Origin of the sequence: Bartonella sp. AP150HLJHH, assembly GCF_042196385.1 — a bacterium.
In the GTDB taxonomy this organism is placed as follows: domain Bacteria; phylum Pseudomonadota; class Alphaproteobacteria; order Rhizobiales; family Rhizobiaceae; genus Bartonella.
The window spans coordinates 42,444-64,037 of record NZ_JBHIQC010000006.1; the positions used below are offsets into that span (position 1 = coordinate 42,444).

Below are 21,594 nucleotides of genomic sequence, written 5' to 3' on the forward strand. Positions count from 1 at the left end.
TGTGGCCATAATCCAGTTATCAAATATAAAAAAACAGTATGACAACGGCATTCTGGTCATTGATGATTTAAACTTAACTGTTGCCGATAAAGAACTTCTTGTTCTTGTCGGTCCTTCAGGGTGCGGAAAATCGACCTTATTACGTATTATAGCAGGACTTGAACAAGTTACCTCAGGTGAATTATGCATTGATAACGAATGTATCAATGATCGTGAACCAGCTGATCGTGATATCGCTATGGTTTTTCAAAATTATGCCCTTTATCCCCATATGACAGTTCGTGGAAACTTAGAATATGGTCTTAAAAATCGTAAAACTCCTAAAGAAGAAATTAAAAAACGTATCGCACATGCTGCAAAGCTTTTGGAAATAGAACCATTTCTTGATCGTAAACCACGACAATTATCAGGAGGACAACGTCAGCGTGTTGCAATGGGGCGTGTGATTGTACGTCAACCCCGTGTTTTTCTCTTTGATGAACCTCTTTCAAATCTTGATGCAAAATTACGGGCGCAAATGTGTATTGAAATAAAAACACTACAGCGTTCATTAGGAACAACGAGCCTCTATGTTACCCATGATCAACTAGAAGCTATGACATTAGCTGATAGAATAGTCGTTTTGAATAAAGGAGCTATCGAGCAAATTGGAACACCAATGGAAATTTACGATACTCCAGCAACAACATTTGTTGCTGATTTTATTGGTTCTCCTCCTATGAATTTTCTTGATCGCCATGTCTTAGAACAACATTTAGGGCATTCATTTTCTTATGGTGAAGAAACTGATCTTTTAGCATTCAGACCTGAAATAATCTTATTGGGCCAACATCCAGATAAAGGGCCTGTCTTTCACACAAAAATTGAGCTTATCAAGCTTATTGGAACAGGTTGCCATGTTTTAACGCGTTGGAATGGTATCATCTTTACGATTGAAATAAAAGAACGCTTGACACACGACTATGGTCAAAAACTAAGTTTCACTGTTGCTCATCAGAATTTTCATACTTTTAATAAAAACACAGGAAAGCGCACAAATAATAAGTAAGCATTAATTGATGTGATACGACTCTCTTTTATGCTGCGTCATGATAATGTTGTATTTTGACTTTCTCGATTACATTCACAAAATCAGAGTATAACCGATGAGATTAAAAATAAAATTTTAAAAGTTTTGGTAATGGTTCATTGTCACATGATGTTGAGAATATTCGAAACGCTCATATAATGAAATCTTGCACTTTTATGGTCTATAAGAAGAATATTATTTTCAAACATCAAACATAATAAAGTTCTTTTCATTGTAGAAAAACATCAAGAGATAATAACCATTTATTAACCATATTTCTTCTCATTTAGAAAGGTACTTTATCAATAAAAAACAATCTATTATTATCTATTTCCTGATGTAATAATTTATGTATCTTATAAAGAATGAATAAGAAAAATAGAGAGAGAAAATTATTCATAGATGATGGCACTATGCACCTTATATCTTAACTTTGATCCATTTTAGCATCTATAGGGTATAAATTTTTTCTGTAAAATCAACTTTGTTTTATATCATTGTCACCAATCATGAGGATTGAGTATTATTGGTAACATAATCATAGATCTATGATTTTATGAATTTTTTTCTTCTCTCTTTCGTAGAAGATTTTTTAAGGTTTCGTGATAGCATCAATGATGGTATTTACATTATGTTCCATCATATCGAGATAAGTTGCTGCAGGGCCATTTTTGTTTGACAATGCATCAGAATAAAGTGTTCCACCAATTGTTAAACCTGTTTCTTTTGCAATCTGTTTTATGAGACGGGGATTAGAGATATTTTCAACGAATAGGGCAGCTGCTTTATTCGCTTTAATTTGTTTTATAAGTTTAGCAACATCGGCTGCGGTTGCTTCAGCTTCTGTTGAAGCACTTTGAGGGGCAAGGATAGTAAAACCATATTCCTTGGCAAAATAGCCAAACGCGTCATGAGATGTGATAATGATACGTTTATCTTTAGGAATGGCAGCAATTTTTGTTTTCAGGGTATCTTGTGCTATTTTAAGTTTTTGGATGTAGGTTTCGGCATTTTTTTTGTAGCTGGTACAGGATTGTGGATCGATTTTACAAAAAGCAGCAGCGATATTCTTCACATAGATTTTGACATTGGGAATTGTTTGCCAAGCGTGTGGATCAATAACGCTGTGGTGGTGATGGGCATTATGTTCTTGATTTTTCATTTTGAGGGAAGGAATGTTAGCGCTAACTTCGACAAGAAGTGCTTTTGTCCCACTTGCTGTAATGAGGCGATCAATAAATCCTTCTAAATGAAGCCCGTTGATGAAAATAATTTGAGCATTTCTAAGAGCCTGAGCATCATGGGGGGTAGGTTCATAAGTGTGGGTATTCGCATTTGGACCTACAAAAGTGGTCATAGAGATATGGTTGTCTCCTACATTTTTTACGAGATCTGCGAGAATAGAAAAGCTCGCAACAACTTTGATTTTATTGTGTGCAGAAGCAGAAAATGGAGAAAGGGCAAGCAATAAAGCTCCAAGAAGAACAAATTTTTGAGCAAACTTAGGCACATTTTTTTCCTTAAAGTGAGGAGGTATAAAAGAGGTGGGGAAACCATGTTACAATAAAGCCACGTGGACTTATCAAACAGGAAACAAGATAAATAAATCCTGCGGCAATGATAATAGCAGGGCCGGAGGGAAGTGAAAGATGAAAAGAAAGCAGGAGACCACATACGCTAGAAATGATTCCAAAAAGAGTGGAAAGCGCGCAAATAGGGCCTAGCCGTGAAAACCAAAAACGGGCTGTAATGGCTGGAATCATCATAATACCAACGGAAAGTAATGTTCCTAGTGATTGAAAGCCTCCAACCAGATTCAACACCACAAGTCCAAGCAATGAAATATGAATATATTTACTCAATGGAGAGAGTGATTTAAAAAAGAGGGGATCAAAGCTTTCTAAAACGAGTGCACGCCAAAAAATACAAAGGCTGCAGAGTGTAATCAGCATTATAGTAGCGATTAACCAAAGGGCTTGTGCATCAAGTGCAAGAACCGATCCGAATAAGAGATGAAGCAGCTCAATTGTTGAGTCTTTCAGTGAGATAATAATAACACCTGCTGCGAGTGCAATAAGATAAAAGACGGTCATGGATGCATCTTCTTTCTGAAAGCTGTTTCGTGAAATCAAAATGGTTGCTAAAGCAACAATAAGACCAGCGAAGATGCCACCAAGTGTCATAGATATGAGGGAAAAACCACAAATCAGAAAAGCAATTGCAACACCAGGAAGAATGGCATGAGAGATAGCATCTCCTGTCAAGCTCATTCCACGGAGCATCAAAAATACACCAACAGGACAAGCGCTAATAGACAGAAAAATAGAACCGATAAGGGCGTTTTGCATAAATTGGAAATCAACAAAGGGGGCAAGAAAAAATGTATACACGTCTTATAACCTAAGAAAGAGAGGATCATTGATGAGAAGATTTTGTTTTTGTGCGCTAATAGGAAAAGAATTGGATGTGAGAGGTGGCATAACGTGATGAAGGGTGTTGTTTAAAAACTGTGTTGTTTCTCCATAAAAGGCGTTTTGTTGATCAATTTGAATCATTTGGGGGAAAAATTCTTGCACGATGAGAGGGTTATGGAGTGCTGTGAGAATTGTGCGTCCTTGCTGTTGCCAGTATGTGATCAGAGCAAGAAGGTCTTTTTGGGTATTATGATCTACACCATTGAAAGGTTCATCAAGTAAAATAATATTGGCATCTTGTACAATGATACGTGCAAAAAGAGCGCGTTGTAATTGCCCGCCTGATAATGTTTCAAGCGAACGGGGTGCGAGTTCTGTAAGCCCAACCATTTTAAGAGCATTTTGAATCTTAGAATCATAAGGGCGCTGATTCTTCCATAATCCACAAAAAGACCACAGTCCTGTTTTTACAAGCGTTTTCACATCAATTGGAAATGTTTTATCCACATCACATTGCTGAGCAAGATAAGCAATGCGGCTTTTTTTTGGTTTTGTAATTTTTCCTTTAAGAGGTTTAATCAATCCGGCGATGGCTTTTAGCAGTGTCGATTTTCCAGCGCCATTATCACCTGTTATTGCAACCAATGAACCAGCTTTTAACTTTGCTGAAAAGTTCTTTATTGCTATTCTATTCCTATAGCCTAATGTTGTCTTATTGAAGTACAGATCCATATTTTTTACCATCGTTACTTATTATTTTGGAAACTATGTAATAATATAACGTTTGTCAACAAAATGTTATATTATTACATAGTTTTGAGTACTGAAAATTTTAGTGGGAAGATCGTGGAAAATTAAAAATAATAATTGAATTCACCTTGACGAAAGAGAGAGAGTATATACTATATATAGTATCAAAATGATTGGTGATTCTAAATAAGCACAAGAGAGGGTGTTAGTGTGTTTCGTTTGGTATCTAAGTTATTTCCATTATTGTAAAGAGTTTATTGGCCAAAGGTATAGCAGTATTTTTACTGAAGGGTCTCTTTTGGAAGGATTTCCTTTCGTTTTTGTAATTGATTTTTGCCGTAAAAGAGCAAACAGAGCTCTTGAAAAACGGTAGTTTAGAACATTAGTTTTTTAGACAGCAGGAGGGAATTGTAATGCAAGCAAAAGATTGTTTTATAACTAGGGGGCTTTGCCATTTAAGTTGTAGAATAATCGCTTATTCTCATCATAGTTTTTGAAGTTATTTGATGAGGAATTCTGTTATGTTCAGGAAGCTGTGTATTATTTAAAAATAACCACATGTTTTGCGTACAATTTCTATTTTTTGTTATTCTTGAGTACCTATAAAATTATTAGATTGACCTTTCAGGGTTGATTGTTTGGAATTGTGAAAGTTGAAGAAAATGTCGATCACTATTTATAGCAAACCATCTTGTGTCCAATGTGATGCTACACGCCGCGCTTTTGATGCAAAAGGCATTCATTATCGTGTTGTTGATATTTCTTGTGATGAACAAGCATACAGTTTTGTTCAATCTCTGGGGTATCGTCAGGTTCCTGTCGTTGTTTGTGGTGAAAATCATTGGTCTGGTTTTAGACCAGATATGATTAGTGGTCTTTGTGCTTAATGGGGCTTATTGTTTATTATTCGAGTGCAACGGGTAATACAGAACATTTTGTCTCGCAGCTTGGGCAACGACTCTTCAAAATTGATAAAAAAAAGCCTTCTGCATTGGTTGGTGAACCTTATGTATTGGTTGTTCCTACATATGCAGATGGCGAAGGAAGAGGGGCCGTGCCGAAAGCCGTTGTCCAGTTTCTTAATGAAGCTGAGAACCGAAAATTAATTCGTGGTGTTATTGGCGGTGGGAATCGTAATTTTGGTCGCTATTATAATCTAGCAAGTAAAATTATTGCTGAAAAATGTTGTGTACCTTGCCTTTATCGTTTTGAGCTGCGTGGAACTGATGAAGACGTTATTTATGTAAAAAAGGGATTGGAAAGATTTTGGAAACAATTGGTATAGGACAATCGCAGAAATCGGATCAGATTACTGATTATCATGCGTTGAATGCGATGCTTAATCTTTATGATGAAAATGGTCATATTCAATTTGATATGGATCGGCTTGCTGCGCGGCAATATTTTCTTCAGCATGTTAATCAAAATACAGTTTTTTTTCATAACCTGAAGGAAAAAATAGATTACTTAATAGAAGAAGGTTATTATGAAAAAGCTTTATTTGAGCTTTATGATTTTTCTTTTATTAAAAAGCTTTTTAAACGTGCTTATGCATTTAAGTTTCGTTTTCCTACCTTTTTAGGCGCATTTAAGTATTATACCAGCTATACACTGAAAACTTTTGATGGGAAACGTTATCTTGAACGTTATGAAGATCGCGTCTGTCTTGTAGCTTTATATTTGGCACAAGGGAATAAAGCTCTTGCTGAAAGTTTTGTGGATGAAATTATTACAGGACGTTTTCAACCGGCAACACCGACATTTTTAAATGCTGGGAAAAAACAACGAGGTGAATTGGTTTCGTGTTTTTTGCTACGTGTTGAAGATAATATGGAATCGATAGGTCGTTCGGTTAATTCGGCTTTGCAGCTTTCAAAACGTGGTGGAGGTGTAGCGCTTTGTTTAACGAATTTGCGGGAAGCAGGGGCGCCAATTAAGCAAATAGAAAATCAGTCCTCAGGTGTTTTACCGGTGATGAAACTCTTAGAAGATTCTTTTTCTTACGCCAATCAGCTTGGGGCACGACAGGGGGCTGGAGCTGTTTATTTGCATGCTCATCATTTAGATATTATGAAGTTTTTGGATACAAAGCGTGAAAATGCTGATGAAAAAGTTAGAATTAAAACGCTTTCGCTTGGTGTCGTTATTCCTGATATTACTTTTGAGCTTGCACGGAATAATGAGGATATGTATCTCTTCTCATCGTATGACATCGAGCGTGTGACAGGTAAGCCCTTTAGCGATATTTCTTTAACGGAGCATTATCGTTCTTTTGTTGATAATGCAAAGATTCGTAAAAAGAAAATAAATGCACGCGTTTTTTTCCAGACATTAGCGGAAATTCAATTTGAGTCCGGTTATCCCTATATTTTATTTGAGGATACTGCTAATCGATCGAATCCGATAGCTGGGCGCATAAGTATGAGCAATTTATGTTCAGAAATTTTGCAGGTGAGTGAGGCGAGTGAACTGGAGACAGATTTAACTTATCGCACGATTGGAAGTGATATATCCTGCAATCTTGGATCCATGAATATTGCCAATGCAATGGAAAGTCCTGATTTTGGACAGACCGTGGAATCTGCTGTTCGTGCTCTTACTGCTGTTTCGGATATGAGCAATATTGCTTGTGTGCCTTCCATTGCGAAAGGCAATACTGAAAGTCATGCGATTGGTTTGGGACAAATGAATTTGCATGGGTTTCTAGCGCGTGAGCAGATCTATTATGGGTCTCCAGAAGCGATTGATTTTACCAATATCTATTTTTATATTGTGACATATCACGCCATACGGGCTTCCAATTTAATTGCGCACGAACGTCAAGAAATGTTTGCAGGGTTTGAAAAATCAGCTTATGCAGATGGACGTTTTTTCGAAAAATATATTGAAAAAGAATGGAAACCGCAATTTCCGCTTGTGCAAGAGCTTTTTGCACGGAATAATATTGTTATTCCAGATCAAAAGGATTGGCAGGAACTCAAAAAATTAGTTATTGAGTATGGGCTTTATAACCGCAATTTGCAGGCAGTTCCACCTACGGGATCTATTTCCTATATTAATCATGCCACTTCTTCCATTCATCCAATTGCTTCAAAAATTGAAATTCGCAAAGAAGGAAAAATTGGGCGCGTTTATTATCCCGCTCCTTATATGGATAATACGAATTTGAATTTTTACCAAGATGCTTATGAGATTGGTCCTGAAAAAATTATAGATACCTATGCTGCTGCAACACAGCATGTTGATCAAGGTCTTTCATTAACATTATTTTTTCCTGATACAGCGACCACACGTGATATTAACCGCGCACAAATTTATGCTTGGAAAAAGGGTATCAAGAGTATTTACTATGTACGATTACGGCAAGTAGCATTAAGTGGAACAGAAGTTGATGGCTGTGTTTCGTGCAGTTTATAGGAGATCATCATATGACAAAGATTACAACCAAAAATCCTGTTGTGTGTGCTGTTAATTGGAATAGATTACATGATGAGAAAGATCTTGAAGTATGGAACCGCTTAACTGGGAATTTTTGGTTACCTGAGAAAGTTCCACTTTCCAATGATATTCCCTCATGGTCAAGCTTAACGGATGAAGAACGCAAGCTAACGATTCGTGTTTTTACAGGACTAACGCTTCTCGATACAATTCAAAACACTGTAGGAGCCATTTCGCTTCTGGCTGATGCGATAACAGAGCATGAGGAGGCAGTTTTGACGAATATTGCCTTCATGGAAGCGGTTCATGCACGTTCTTATTCCTCTATTTTTTCAACCCTTTGTTCGACGGTAGAAGTTGATGATGCGTTTAGATGGTCAGAAGAAAATATTCATTTGCAGAAAAAGGCTAGATTAGTACTTGAGCGTTATGAAGCAAATGATCCACTTAAGAAAAAAATTGCTTCGACTTTGCTGGAAAGCTTTTTATTTTATTCTGGTTTTTATTTGCCCATGTATTGGGCCAGTCGCGCTAAGTTGACCAATACAGCAGATCTTATTCGACTAATCATTCGTGATGAAGCAGTCCATGGTTATTATATAGGTTATAAATTCCAATTGGGCTTTGCAAAGCTTGATGAAGCCAAAAGACAAGAAATTAAAGATTTTGCTTTTAACCTGCTCTTTGATCTTTATAACATCGAGTGCAAATATACTGAAGATCTTTATGATGCGCTTGGATTGACAGAAGATGTTAAAATTTTTCTTCATTATAACGCTAACAAGGCTTTAATGAATTTAGGTTTTGAAGCTCTTTTCCCCCCTGAGGTTTGTCGTGTTAATCCCGCTATTTTGGCAGCTTTATCACCAAACTCTGACGAAAATCATGACTTTTTTTCAGGGGCAGGTTCTTCTTATGTCATTGGCAAGGCGGTTGCTACTACGGATGATGATTGGGAATTTTAATGTTTGCATGCAAATAGAAGTGCGCGGGGTATTCCACTGAGGTCTTTGCGCATTTCTAAACATTGAAAGCCATTTGTTTCAAACAAATTGCATACTTCTTTTTCTTGAGAGTAACCAATTTCAACAGCGATAGTGCCGTTTTCTTTTAAGTAGTTGGCTGCTTCATGGGCGAGCTTTCGATAAAAATCAAGACCATCTTTTCCACCGACAAGAGCGCGCAATGGATCATGTAAGCGCACTTCTTTTGCAAGTTTTTTGATATCTTTTGCGGGAATATAAGGTGGATTGGAAACAATAAAATCAAAGTGACCAGTGACAGAATCAAACCAATCGCTAAGAAGAGGTGTGAAGCGATGTATTACTTCAGCATTTTTTGCATTTTTTGTCGCTGTTTTAAGGGCATCTTCAGAAATATCGACAGCGACTGCATAGGATTGTGGAATTTGTTTAAGAATGGCAATGGCAATGGCGCCACTTCCTGTCCCCATATCAAGGAGTGTTATTTTTCTCGAGTTTTTGATCTGTTTTTGGAGAAAAGGGAGAACAAGATCTATCAGCGTTTCTGTATCAGGGCGAGGTTCTAACGTCTCTTGAGACAACGTAAAAGATATACCATAAAATTCTCGTGCTCCTATAATACGGTAAATGGGTTCGCCTGCAATACGGCGTTGTAAAGCCTGTTCTATTTGTATAATATGCTCAGAAGATAGATGCATATCTGGTTTAGAAATTCTTTCAGCAGCATTTATTCCTGTTATCCATTCAACGAGTATTCTCGCATCGAGATCGGCTTCAGCAATCCCTTTCGTGCGCAATTTTTCTTGCATTTGTTGGATAACATTCTTGAAAGAATATTTGCTCAATTATTGTCCATTTCCATCAGCAGTGCTGTTTGGTGATCTGAGATGAGTGCATGAATAAGCTCATCAAGATCTCCTTCCAAAATGCGATCAAGCTTATACAGGGTCAGATTAATACGGTGATCCGTGATGCGTCCTTGTGGAAAATTATAGGTACGAATGCGTTCTGAACGATCACCAGAACCAACTTGGCTCTTACGGGAAGCTGAACGTTCATTTTCCGCTTTTTGTCGTTCGATATCGAATAAGCGTGCCCGTAAAATTTGAAGGGCTCGTGCTCGGTTTTGATGTTGTGATTTTTCTGCTTGTACGACCATAATTCCTGTTGGAATATGCGTGATACGAACAGCTGAATCCGTTGTATTAACATGCTGTCCTCCTGCTCCAGATGCACGCATTGTGTCGATACGAATATCTTCAGGACGAATATCAATATCAATATCTTCAGCCTCTGGAAGTACAGCAACGGTAGCAGCAGATGTATGGATACGTCCACCTGTCTCTGTTTCAGGGATGCGTTGCACACGATGGACACCTGATTCATATTTCAATTTAGAAAAAACACCTTTTCCTGAAATGCTAGCAATAATCTCTTTATATCCGCCAACTTCCCCCTCACTGAGTGAAATAACTTCTACTTTCCAATGGTGAGCATGGGCATAACGTTCATACATGCGAAAAAGATCACCGGAAAAAAGTGCTGCTTCTGATCCACCCGTTCCTGCTCGAATTTCAATAATAGCGCTTTTTTCATCAGCAACATCTTTAGGCAAAAGCAGAATCTGGAGTTCTTTTTCAAATTGCTCTACTTTTTTATATAACGATGATAGCTCTTCCTGGGCAAGATTACGCATCTCTATATCTGTTTGTTTATCGTTAATAATCGTTTCTAATTCTGTAATCTCTTCGTAAAGAGCATTTAATGCGCGTATAGAGGTAATAACGGGTTGTAGTTCTGCATATTCAGAAGCTAATTTGACATATGTTTCAGCATTTGGATTCGTCGTCATTTGGCTTTCAATTATTTCAAAGCGCTTTTCAAGCTGTCTCATACGATCTTGTGGCAAAGAAACCATGATAATATTGGCCTAATTTTTCATAATACAATTTTTATAATATTTTGTTGCAATGATTTTTTGTTATAATATTGGCAATGAATTACTGTATAGCATCATACAAAGAGGGGTAATAAAGCAATTCTTTTTTTTTGCCAATGAAAACTATTATATTTTAAAGGTAAACTTTTATAAAATTTGATTTGCCTAAGGTATTTTATCTAATGATATATGATTACTTTTTTAAGAGTTTTTTTTTCCGTAAAGTTCAAGGCGGTGATGAATAATATCATAGCCAAGAGATTTTGCAATTTCCTCTTGCAGCTTTTCAATAACATCAGAATGAAACTCGATAACTTGTCCTGTTTCTATATCAATGAGATGATCATGATGTTGCCCATCTGCTTGCTCAAAACGAGATGGACCACCACTAAAGCTATGGCGATGAATTGTTCCATTTCCTTCTAATATTTTCATGGTTCGATAAACAGTTGAGAGTGAAATATTCGAATCTATTTTGTTTGCACGCTGAAAAATTTCAAATGCATTAGGATGATCATTTGTATCAGTCAAAATATCAAGAATAACTCGTCGTTGACGTGTTACTCTTAAACCAGCTGTGCGCAATTCTTGCTCATAATTTCGCTTTTTATTCATTTGCATAGTTTGCTTTTCAAACAAAGGCTCCATGACAGTGTTTGTATTTTTTCTCTGAACCGCAAGGACAACGCTCATTACGTCCAACTTTTCCCCATGTGGTTATATCGTTAGGGTCACGATCTTGTGGATTAACAAATCTATTTTCTTGTGATCGTGCCCATAAGGTGGGAGCATTTTCTTGACTTTGATCATTAAAGACAGAAGAAGCAGCATCAGTTTGCTCAGGCATGGCCGGCTCTGTGGGGTGTTGAATGATTTCAAAGCGCATAAGCTTAGAAGTGACAATTCGGCGCAAATTTTTCAACATACTTTGAAAGAGTTCAAATGATTCTGTCTTATATTCATTGAGCGGATCCCGCTGCGCATAACCACGAAAACCAACAACAGAACGCAAATGGTCTAAACTCACCAGATGTTCACGCCATAACGTATCAATAGTTTCGAGCAATACTGCTTTGTGAAAATAAGCCATAACTTCTGGAGAATATCGTTCAGTACGCTCATTTTCAAGTTTTGTAACAGCATCTGATACACGCTCTAGAATTTGCTCCTCGGCAATTCCATCTTCTTTTGCCCATTTTTCCACTGGAAGCTCAAGATTAAAGAGTTGTTGAAGCTCTTCTTCGAGAGTTTTTGCATCCCATTTTTCAGAATATGTCCCTGATGGAATATAAGCCTCTACTAGATCCTCTACGACTTCATTACGCATTTCAAGGATCATTTCTGATAAATCATCTGCATTCATGACCTCCATACGCTGTTCAAAAATAACCTTGCGTTGATCATTCATGACATCATCATATTTTAGCAGATTTTTACGAATTTCAAAGTTTCGTGCTTCGACCTTTTTTTGTGCTTTTTCAAGGGCTTTATTAATCCATGGATGGATAATAGCTTCATTTTCTTTCAATCCAAGTTTTTGCAGCATACCATCCATACGGTTAGAGCCAAAGATACGCATAAGATCATCTTGAAGAGAGAGAAAGAATTTTGAGCGACCAGGATCGCCTTGGCGACCAGAACGTCCACGAAGCTGGTTATCAATACGACGGCTTTCATGACGTTCAGTAGCGATAACGTAAAGCCCTCCAGCCGCTAAAGCTTTTTCTTTAAGCTTCTGAACATCTTTTTTTATTTCTTCAATTTTAGCTGTCCGCTCTGGACCTTCTGGGATATCCTGTAACTCTTGTCGGATGCGCATTTCAACATTACCACCAAGCTGTATATCCGTACCGCGTCCTGCCATGTTGGTTGCAATGGTGAGAGCTCTAGGAACTCCTGCTTGCGCAATGATATATGCTTCTTGTTCGTGATAGCGAGCATTTAAGACTCTAAAATCGGTAATGCCTTCTTTTCGCAAACGCTCTGCCAATTGTTCTGACTTTTCAATAGAGGTTGTTCCAACAAGAATAGGCTGTTCTTTTTCGTGAGCTTGACGGATATCACGCACAATTGCCCGATATTTCTCTTCTGCTGTTCGATAAATCTCATCATCTTCATCAATACGTTGTATTGGCAAATTTGTAGGGATTTCGACAACGTCAAGACCATAAATATTTCTGAATTCTTCGGCTTCTGTTGTTGCAGTTCCAGTCATGCCAGATAATTTCCTATACATACGGAAGTAATTTTGGAAAGTGATGGAAGCAAGTGTCTGGTTTTCTGGTTGAATAACAACATGCTCTTTAGCTTCTAACGCTTGATGAAGTCCTTCAGAATAACGCCGCCCAGGCATCATTCGCCCTGTAAATTCGTCAATAATAACGATTTCATCATTGCGAACAATATAATCTTTATCGCGAGCAAACAGTTTATGAGCTTTTAGAGCATTATTGACATGATGAACGATAGCGACATTTTCTATGTCATAAAGACTCTCACCTTTAAGATGCCCAGCTTGTTCGAGCATTTTTTCAATTTTTTCAGTACCAACTTCGGTAAAGGTCGTTGTTTTTTGTTTTTCGTCTATTTCATAGTCTTCTGGAGTTAAGGCAGGAATAAATGTATCAATAAGGTTATAGAAGTCAGTACGATCTTCTAGAGGACCAGAAATAATAAGGGGGGTACGGGCTTCATCAATAAGAATCGAATCAACTTCATCAACAATTGCGTAATGATGTCCACGTTGGACCATTTGACTATGATCGAAAGCCATATTATCACGCAAATAATCAAAACCTAGTTCATTATTTGTGGCATAGGTGATGTCGCATGCATAGGCCTCTCGGCGGGCATCACTATCAAGATCATGAAGAATCACGCCTGTTGTAAGCCCTAGAAAACTAAAAATTTTCCCCATTGTTTCAGCATCACGACTGGCGAGATAATCGTTTACTGTCACAACATGAACGCCTTTACCTTCCAATGCATTGAGATAAATTGGTAGAGTTGCCATTAATGTTTTACCTTCACCAGTACGCATTTCAGCTATGCCGCAGTCGTGAAGGACCATTCCACCAATAAGTTGCACGTCAAAAGGACGCATGTCATAAACACGTTTTGCGGCTTCACGAACAGTCGCGAAAGCTTCCGGTAAGAGCAAATCAACACTTTCACCTTCACTAAGACGTTTACGAAAGGCATCTGTTTTTTGGTAAAGCTGCTCATCACTTAATTTTACGAATTGTTCTTCCAAAGCATTAATTTGTGCAACTTTTTGGCGGAGTGCTTTGAGATGTCGCTCATGAGCTGAACCAAAAAACTTACGGGCAAAAACACCTAAACTGACCATCTCTGGCCCTTTCTTTTAATTGTTGTCACTCTTGTTGGGTAATTCATACGCTCTCCCCATACTCTACATTTTCTTCAAATTATCTGATATCATTAGTGACATCATGAAATGCAGATGGTACCATTATACTTGCTGGTGTGCAATTTTTCACTCTAATTATAAAGTAGAGATAAGAGGCTAAGCGCTTTATGTCAACTTTAAGTATGCTATTTAACTGATACAATACAAAGTAATTTAAGATACAATATGTCATTTTTCTCTATTATCATGTTTTTCATCTGCATTAGATAGGATTGGAGAAACTGAGATAAAAGGATAATTTTATACTTTTTTAAAATAAAATTACTAATTTATTTCTCTATGTTTAAAGATTAAAGTGTTATGGTAAAGAAAATTGGAATCTTGAACCTGCCTTCATTTTTAAGGAGTATATTTATGAAATTTAACTTTATCACGCTTTTTTTAGCATCAACTTTATTGGCAAGTACAAGTTTAGGGGTGAGTGCTCAAGAAGGTTTGAATTCATCGTCGAGTGATTTAAAGACTTTAGAGAAAACTTCTGAAAAAGCCGTTTCTCCTTCTCATGTTATGGCGGTTATTGATGGGAAAAATATTACAGCAGGCCAATTGGATGATTTAGCGCTTGAAATAAATCCTAATTTAGCACGTTTTCCTGATGAACAACGCCGTATGATGGTTCTAAAAGCTTATTTAGATATGCAGGCCCTCGCAAAAGCAGCAAGAAGCAAAGGTCTTGATAAGACAGAAGCTTACGATAAACGTATGGCAGTCATGCGTGACAATGTTCTTCAACAACTTTATTTTAAACAGGCGATTGTTGATAAAATATCGGATACTGATTTGGAAGCTCTTTATAAGCAAGAAGTTGCTGCTTTACCTAAAGAGGATGAGGTTAAAGCGCGTCATATTTTGGTCAAAACGAGAAAAGAAGCAGAAGCTATCATTAAGCATTTAAATAAAGGCGAAAATTTTGAAGAGATTGCAAAGAAAAGTTCAACAGATGGTTCTGCTGCCGTTGGGGGTGATCTTGGTTATTTTAGCCATGGTCAAATGGTCAAGCCTTTTGAAGATGCCGCATTTGGTTTGAAAGTTGGCGAATACACAAAACAACCCGTTGAAAGTCCTTTTGGTTGGCATATTATTAAATTAGAAGATCGTCGTGTAAAACAACCGCCTGCATTTGATGATGTTAAAGAGATGTTGCGGACACAGCTAATAAAAAAGCGCTATCAAGAACTGATTGTTGATTTGCGTAGCAAGATAGATGTGAAATACCCTGATCCTAATGTTACAAAAATCATGGAATCGCTTCATCAAAATGGGACGCTACTTCCCGATGAAACATCTGATGAAGAAGATACGGAATAGCTAGGAAAAATAAGTAGATAGCCTCTTTAATAGATAATTTGCTAGGTTAGTTTTGTTCAAAAAGCCTAGCAGTTTTCTATGAGAGGTTATTGATCTGCAATCATTTCATTTTTTTATAGAAAGCATATTGTGGTTTTGAAAATCTCTCCTTTGTCGCCTCAAAAGATCCAAGAGCTTTCTCCATTATCTGGTGTACGGATAGCAACAGCTGAAGCTGGGATTAAATATAAAGATCGTACAGATCTTCTTTTCATCATATTCGATAAGCCAGTGAGTGTGGCCGGTGTTTTTACTCGTTCAAAATGTCCATCTGCACCTGTAGAGCATTGTCGTGCATCGCTTCCTCATGGGGTTGCAAGGGGTGTTGTTGTGAATTCTGGAAATGCAAATGCTTTTACAGGAAGCAAAGGAAAGCACACAACCGATGCAATTATTTGTGCAGCAGCGAACGCTTTAAAGGTTAGAGAAGATGAAATTTTTATAGCTTCTACGGGTGTTATTGGTGAGCCAATGGATGCATCGGGTATTGTCAATCTTTTACCAAGTATGACAGAGACAGCAGAAGAGGGAAATTGGTTGGAAGCTGCAAAAGCCATAATGACAACGGACACATTTCCAAAACTTGCGACGCGCACTTTTGACTGTGGGGGAGAGCGTGTTACCATTAATGGAATTGCAAAAGGTGCTGGTATGATTGCACCCGATATGGCGACAATGCTGTCATTTGTGGTTAGTGATGCTACCATTTCTTCGGATGCACTCCAATCCATGTTATTAGAGGCAGTTGAGGGTTCTTTCAATTCAATTACTGTTGATAGCGATACCTCAACTTCAGATACGCTTATGTTGTTTGCGACAGGGAAAGAACATGTTCCATGTCTTACAAGTAAATCTGATCCGCGTTATGGGGTTTTTGTGAAACAATTGAGTGCACTTCTGCATGAACTTGCACTACAAGTTGTTTGTGATGGTGAAGGTGCTCGTCATTTAATTGAGGTTAATGTGGTGGGTGCTACAACAAATAATGCAGCTAAAACTATTGCTTTATCAATTGCAAATTCACCGCTCGTAAAAACGGCTATTGCCGGTGAAGATGCGAATTGGGGGCGGGTCGTTATGGCAGTTGGGAAGGCCGGTGTTGAAGTCGATCGTGATCTATTGACGATTTGGTTTGGTGAGCATCGTGTGGCCGTGAATGGCGTACGAGATCCTGAGTATTGTGAAGAGACAATAGGTACTTATATGCAAGGTAAGCACATCACGATTCGTGTTGATATCGGTTTGGGTAAGAGTACGGCGACGGTTTGGTCTTGCGATTTAACAAAAGAGTACGTTATGATCAATAGCGATTACAGAAGTTAATGGATGCACTTTATATTTAACAGTTTATTATTTTTCAGAGCAAATGGGGTATGTGAGCTCTTTTAGGAGCAGAGGGGATATGATAGAAAAGTCAGTTATCTTTATGTTCCCTATTGGGGAGTGATATGTGTATGAAAAGTTCCATTCTTCTTGTTATTGCATGTGCACTGTTAGATCAGAATAATCGTGTTTTGCTTACACAGCGTCCTGAAGGAAAATCACTGGCTGGTTTATGGGAGTTCCCTGGTGGCAAGGTTGAGCAAGGTGAAACTCCGGAAGCATCATTAATTCGTGAACTAGAGGAAGAGCTTGGTATTTATGTTCAACCAAATAATTTACACCCTTTAACGTTTGCGAGCCATAGCTATAAAACATTTCATCTCTTAATGCCATTGTACCTTTGTGACCATTATGAGGGCGTTGCGCAAGGACGAGAAGGGCAAAATTTAGAATGGGTTTTTATTAATGATCTTGATAAATACCCTATGCCTGATGCTGATAAACCATTGGTTCAGGTATTGAAAAATCACCTTCTTTAATGTGTTATAAGAAGGAAATATTGTTTAAATATAAATTAATATATTGAGTTATAATGATAATTTATAATTTTTTTATGTTGCATGGGGAAGTCCAGAGTCGTAAAAATTTTTCTCATTTCAAGTCTGTTTTATGTTAAATTAATCAAAACCATTCTTTTGCACGTTCCAAGCGGGGAGATTCATGTGGATAAAATTATTTAAGAAAGAAATAAAATACGTGCTGAAAGAACACTCTCCAATAGCCAAGGGTTATCGCAACATTGAGAATTGGCAAAGTGTATAATGATGCCTTTGCACGCTTCATAAGCATAAAAATGGTGGTAGATAATGGATTTATACTTTTCGCGATTATTATTGAGAGATTGTCTTGGAGGCACCGAGAGATATTAGGAGTATTTATTTCATAAGATATCGATAATAGGAAAAATTTCAAAAAATGTTGCTTTTGATTAAGAGGGGCATATCGCTTACGTAATATAAAACGCCATTGTGTTGCATATTTGCGGGGTTGTTTAAAAGAGGCATCTCGCAATATTCCAAAGCCCATTTCGTGCCGGCACTCGTGAATGGTATAATGGTAAAGCTTTATAAGATAAAATCTATTGAGCGCCACTATCTTTACGCTTATGAAGGAGTAAGCTAGTTCCAATGTTAGTTACGATAGCTCTTGGCATTTGAGGGCATTCAGAAGGGATATTTTTCTTTTCGTAATCATTTTTACTTATACATCAATTCCGCTTGTGATGAACAGACAAGCGGCTTTGATTGATCCAACATAAAAACAGATTTGAAATAAAAAATCTTACGATATTTAGAATGCTTGACGCAGAGTGAATGATGGATAATTATCCTTATAAATCAATATATTGTAATAATAAAACATTCAATTAATTTTTTATAGGAGGCATGTATGAAGTTTCTTGAATTGGACGGCGTTTTGCGATGGGATATTGATTTTTTTTAGCGATACGCGTAATTGCTTTTTCCAAGGGCTCAATCATAACGTCCATAGAAAAACCATTTGCGTGAATAATATTTGCGTGATCAACCATAATAGCAACATGATCTTTCCAAAAAATTAAATCGCCTCGTTGAAGTTTATCAGTATCTGTAAGAGGACTGCCTATAGTTTCTTGCTGCATATCGGTGTCACGTAAAACTATTTGATCGGTCATCATCATAGAGAGCTGAATGAGTCCCGAACAATCAATTCCAAAACCGCTGACACCACCCCAAAGATAAGGTGTACGGATAAAGGTTTCTGCAACTGTGACATAATCTTCATATACGCGTCCAATGGGGTTGAGATGACTCGTAATGATTGCTGTTCCATTTTCAAGAATAGAATACATTGTGTCACGGACTTCAATTTCATCAACAACACTGACTTTGCTTCCCATAGATAATGGGGATACTATTGGTCCACGTAAGTCAGCGTGTAAATATTTAAATGTGCGTGGTACTGAAACCACATGCGTTTGTTTTATGGTTGATGTACAAAGAACTTTTGTATCAATATAACCGACATAACCATCTTTGAGTGATTGTCCCCACGACAATGTTTTCCCTTGTTCAAAAATGAGAAGTTCTTCTCCCAATAAGCATTCTGTTTGTCTTTCACTTTTTTTACTATTTTCTTTAAAAAGTCCAGCGACCGCTGTATTAACACGTCTTTTTTCACCTTGAACAAAGCGTTGAGCTGTAATTTCTGTTTCAAGACGTTGATCTGCTAGATCATCTCTGAATGCATGAAGTCTTGGGTCTTTAGAGATCATCTTTTTGCTTTCCATTTTGTTACTTCTTACCTTTAAACAAACTCATGAAAACTCTATTGGTAAGGTTTTTATCCTCAAACAAAACTAAGAACACAGTGTAAGACCAATTATTCTTTAAGCTGCAAAATTGTCCATTTTTGTGGATATTTGTGTCAAAATTCATTTTTAAAAATATTATAAAGGGCACGAATAGTTTGTGCTGATCCACCAATAGGGTATCCTGGTTTTTCTTTTGGAACCCATCCATAAAGGTCAAAATGCGCAAAATGTTCAGCTTTTTCAACAAAAGAATTAAGAAATAAAGCAGCTGTTATAGAACCAGCAAAGCTGTTTCCAGTTACATTGTTAAGATCAGCAATTGGTGATGATAACATCTCTTGGTAAGGTTTCCAAAGGGGCATTTGCCAAAGAGGATCAAAGACAGCGTGAGCAGATTCAGAAATTTGTTGTGCCCATATTGAATCATTACAATAAAATGCGGGAAGATCTGGTCCTAGTGCTATACGCGCTGCCCCTGTTAAAGTAGCCATACAAAGCATGAATTGTGGACTTTCTTCATCACCATAGGCGAGTGCATCGGCAAGGACAAGGCGCCCTTCAGCATCTGTATTACCTACTTCAACACTTAAACCTTTACGACTTTTGAGAATATCACCTGGTCGGTAAGCATTCCCAGAAATTGCATTTTCTACAGCTGGAATCAAAACGCGTAAACGGAAAGGCAATTTTGCATCCATGATAAGTTTAGCCAATCCCAAAACGTTTGCTCCACCCCCCATATCTTTTTTCATAAGTAACATGTTATTGGCTGATTTAATATCGAGACCTCCAGTATCAAAAGTTATGCCTTTGCCCACCAACGTTATTTTAGGATGATGTTCTTGCCCCCAGAGTAACTCAATCAGTCGTGGTGCAGTGCTGCCTGCTCGTCCTACAGCATGAATCATCGGAAAGTTATGGATTAAGAGATCGTCTCCACAAATACTTTTGATATGAGCACCGTAGGTTTTTCCTAGTTTTCGAGCTTCTTTTTCGAGAGTATCAGGGTTCATATCATTGGCTGGAATATTAATGAGATCACGGACGAAAAAGACAGCTTCATAAATTCGTTGGAGCTCATTGAGATCAATCGCCTCATTGACATGGATAGATAATGATTTGAAAGAAGAATTTTGACGATAGCGATTAAATTGATAGCTACCAAATGCCAATCCAAGATAGGTATTTATTTCATCAGAGGTTGTACCTTCTAAATGCCATTGACCAGCAGGAAGCTTTTGAGCAAGCAGTCCTGTGATAAAAGGATCGTTACCATTGCCAATTCCAAATAAAACTTTTTTTAAATGCCCCGTTTCGTGAGGAATAAAGAGTATTTGTCCTGCTTTACCAGTAAAGTCATTAACTTTTATCCATGCTGTTGTTGACGCATCAAGTGATAAGTTGGCAAGAGTTCTTTGGTTTACCAATATGATAGGGCAACTGTTATCGATACGCGTTGAGGTAAAATGAATGTGGTGGTGCATAGTTATGAGATCCTTATAGTCGTCTAAGTGCGACATATTCGACCAAATGATTTTTTCCCTTTCGTAGAATGAGATTGGACCGTGGTCGTGTTGGCAATATATTTTCCTGTAAATTTTTTAAATTAATCGTTTGCCAAAGATCCTCAGCGATTTTTGAGGCTTCTTTTTCATTGAGGTGGGCATAACGATGAAAATAGGATTCAGGATTTTGAAAAGTTGTTTTACGCAAACGTTTAAAGCGCTCCAAATACCAGTGACGAATGACTTCTGTTTCGGCATCGACATAGATTGAAAAATCAAAAAAATCTGATACGAAAGGAATAGCTTTTCCATCTTTAGGAAGATCACTGACTTGTAATACATTAATACCTTCAACAATTAAAATATCAGGACGATCAATGGTAATTGTCTGATTTTCTAGAACATCATAGGTCATATGTGAGTAAAGTGGGGCACGAACATTTCCGATACCTGCTTTTATAGCCGAAAGAAAGCACAGCAGTTTTTTAATGTCATAGGAATCAGGAAATCCTTTACGATTCATACGATTTTTTTGCTGTAAGATTGCGTTAGGATAGAGAAAACCATCCGTTGTGATTAGATCAACTTTAAGACTAGATGTCCAACGTTTCAACAGTTCTTGAAGAATGCGAGCCGTGGTTGATTTTCCTACAGCTACAGAACCAGCAATTCCAATAATAAAGGGCGTTTTTCTACTCTCTTCTTGATGGAGAAACTGCTGACGTTTGTGAAAAAGTTCCTGTACTGCTTCAACATGGCATGATAACAGACGCGATAAAGAAAGATAAATGCGTTGGACTTCTTTAAGATCGATAGGATCATCAATAGAGCGTAAACGCTTAATTTCATCAAAAGTCAAAGTAAGAGGTGTGTCTTCACGAAACTCTGACCATTCTTGTGCAGTAAAAACACGATAGGGTGAATATCGGTCAGAAACGGATTTGACCAGATTATCTTTCTGATTAATTTTTTGTATAGTCGTATCAATCATTTGTATTTGTCGAGATTTTTTTGCAGCAGCAATTGATTAAGAGTAGACAGAT

Annotated in this window: 18 protein-coding genes; 8 read left to right on the forward strand and 10 right to left on the reverse strand. The window is 37.5% G+C overall.

Annotation, left to right across the window (positions count from 1 at the left end):
- Position 1: 1 nt before the first annotated feature.
- Entirely contained in the window at positions 2–1,048 is a 1,047-nt protein-coding gene (locus ACFING_RS04095; protein ID WP_375621176.1) for a sn-glycerol-3-phosphate import ATP-binding protein UgpC, read from the forward strand.
- Between the two features lie 613 nt (positions 1,049–1,661).
- Here ACFING_RS04095 and ACFING_RS04100 read toward each other — a convergent pair.
- Genes ACFING_RS04100 through ACFING_RS04110 form a run of 3 tightly spaced genes read right to left on the reverse strand, consistent with a single transcriptional unit; the run spans position 1,662 to position 4,215 of the window.
- Positions 1,662–2,579: a metal ABC transporter solute-binding protein, Zn/Mn family gene (locus tag ACFING_RS04100; protein WP_375629999.1), complete on the reverse strand. Its 918-nt coding sequence runs from the start codon at positions 2,577–2,579 to the stop codon at positions 1,662–1,664.
- A 10-nt stretch (positions 2,580–2,589) separates the two neighbouring features.
- The gene (locus ACFING_RS04105; RefSeq protein ID WP_375630000.1) at positions 2,590–3,459 is read right to left on the reverse strand and encodes a metal ABC transporter permease; all 870 of its coding nucleotides are present in this window, start codon (positions 3,457–3,459) and stop codon (positions 2,590–2,592) included.
- Between the two features lie 3 nt (positions 3,460–3,462).
- A complete protein-coding gene (locus ACFING_RS04110; protein WP_375621179.1) occupies positions 3,463–4,215 on the reverse strand; it encodes an ABC transporter ATP-binding protein in 753 nt (250 codons plus the stop codon).
- A 680-nt stretch (positions 4,216–4,895) separates the two neighbouring features.
- Between ACFING_RS04110 and nrdH the strand changes: the two genes are divergently transcribed.
- Genes nrdH through nrdF form a run of 4 tightly spaced genes read left to right on the forward strand, consistent with a single transcriptional unit; the run spans position 4,896 to position 8,636 of the window.
- Positions 4,896–5,120: a glutaredoxin-like protein NrdH gene (gene nrdH, locus ACFING_RS04115; RefSeq protein WP_005774163.1), complete on the forward strand. Its 225-nt coding sequence runs from the start codon at positions 4,896–4,898 to the stop codon at positions 5,118–5,120.
- Positions 5,120–5,518 (forward strand): class Ib ribonucleoside-diphosphate reductase assembly flavoprotein NrdI, encoded by a 399-nt coding sequence (gene nrdI, locus ACFING_RS04120; protein ID WP_375621180.1) that lies wholly within the window; start codon positions 5,120–5,122, stop codon positions 5,516–5,518. The genes nrdH and nrdI overlap by 1 nt, the downstream gene beginning before the upstream one ends.
- Positions 5,500–7,650, forward strand: a complete 2,151-nt coding sequence (gene nrdE / locus ACFING_RS04125) for a class 1b ribonucleoside-diphosphate reductase subunit alpha (protein WP_375621181.1) — start codon at positions 5,500–5,502, stop codon at positions 7,648–7,650. Before nrdI ends, nrdE begins: the two co-directional genes overlap by 19 nt.
- Before the next feature lie 11 nt (positions 7,651–7,661).
- Entirely contained in the window at positions 7,662–8,636 is a 975-nt protein-coding gene (nrdF, locus tag ACFING_RS04130; protein WP_273722534.1) for a class 1b ribonucleoside-diphosphate reductase subunit beta, read from the forward strand.
- Here nrdF and prmC read toward each other — a convergent pair.
- The 4 genes from prmC to secA all read right to left on the reverse strand — a co-directional run bounded on the left by prmC (position 8,633) and on the right by secA (position 13,942).
- Positions 8,633–9,499: a peptide chain release factor N(5)-glutamine methyltransferase gene (prmC, locus tag ACFING_RS04135; RefSeq protein ID WP_375621182.1), complete on the reverse strand. Its 867-nt coding sequence runs from the start codon at positions 9,497–9,499 to the stop codon at positions 8,633–8,635. The two genes, nrdF and prmC, sit on opposite strands and share 4 nt — an antisense overlap.
- Positions 9,496–10,572, reverse strand: a complete 1,077-nt coding sequence (prfA, locus tag ACFING_RS04140) for a peptide chain release factor 1 (protein ID WP_375630001.1) — start codon at positions 10,570–10,572, stop codon at positions 9,496–9,498. The genes prmC and prfA overlap by 4 nt, the downstream gene beginning before the upstream one ends.
- Before the next feature lie 222 nt (positions 10,573–10,794).
- Complete coding sequence (locus tag ACFING_RS04145; RefSeq protein ID WP_375611830.1) at positions 10,795–11,286, reverse strand: Fur family transcriptional regulator; 492 nt, start codon at positions 11,284–11,286, stop codon at positions 10,795–10,797.
- Positions 11,225–13,942, reverse strand: coding sequence for a preprotein translocase subunit SecA (secA, locus tag ACFING_RS04150; protein WP_375630002.1), 2,718 nt, complete (start codon positions 13,940–13,942; stop codon positions 11,225–11,227). Before secA ends, ACFING_RS04145 begins: the two co-directional genes overlap by 62 nt.
- A 435-nt stretch (positions 13,943–14,377) precedes the next feature.
- Between secA and ACFING_RS04155 the strand changes: the two genes are divergently transcribed.
- From ACFING_RS04155 to mutT, 3 genes are all read left to right on the forward strand, one after another.
- Positions 14,378–15,331 (forward strand): peptidylprolyl isomerase, encoded by a 954-nt coding sequence (locus ACFING_RS04155; RefSeq protein ID WP_375621185.1) that lies wholly within the window; start codon positions 14,378–14,380, stop codon positions 15,329–15,331.
- 129 nt (positions 15,332–15,460) lie between these two features.
- Positions 15,461–16,693, forward strand: a complete 1,233-nt coding sequence (gene argJ, locus ACFING_RS04160) for a bifunctional glutamate N-acetyltransferase/amino-acid acetyltransferase ArgJ (RefSeq protein ID WP_375621186.1) — start codon at positions 15,461–15,463, stop codon at positions 16,691–16,693.
- A gap of 125 nt (positions 16,694–16,818) precedes the next feature.
- Positions 16,819–17,232, forward strand: coding sequence for an 8-oxo-dGTP diphosphatase MutT (gene mutT, locus ACFING_RS04165; protein WP_375621187.1), 414 nt, complete (start codon positions 16,819–16,821; stop codon positions 17,230–17,232).
- An 887-nt stretch (positions 17,233–18,119) separates the two neighbouring features.
- Here the strand turns inward: mutT and ACFING_RS04170 are convergent.
- From ACFING_RS04170 to coaA, 3 genes are all read right to left on the reverse strand, one after another.
- Complete coding sequence (locus ACFING_RS04170; protein WP_375621220.1) at positions 18,120–19,007, reverse strand: NlpC/P60 family protein; 888 nt, start codon at positions 19,005–19,007, stop codon at positions 18,120–18,122.
- A 152-nt stretch (positions 19,008–19,159) separates the two neighbouring features.
- Positions 19,160–20,530 carry a M17 family metallopeptidase gene (locus tag ACFING_RS04175; protein ID WP_375630003.1) on the reverse strand — a complete coding sequence of 457 codons (1,371 nt, stop codon included), beginning with the start codon at positions 20,528–20,530 and terminating at the stop codon, positions 19,160–19,162.
- 13 nt (positions 20,531–20,543) lie between these two features.
- Entirely contained in the window at positions 20,544–21,542 is a 999-nt protein-coding gene (coaA, locus tag ACFING_RS04180) for a type I pantothenate kinase (RefSeq protein ID WP_273790598.1), read from the reverse strand.
- Positions 21,543–21,594: the final 52 nt, after the last annotated feature.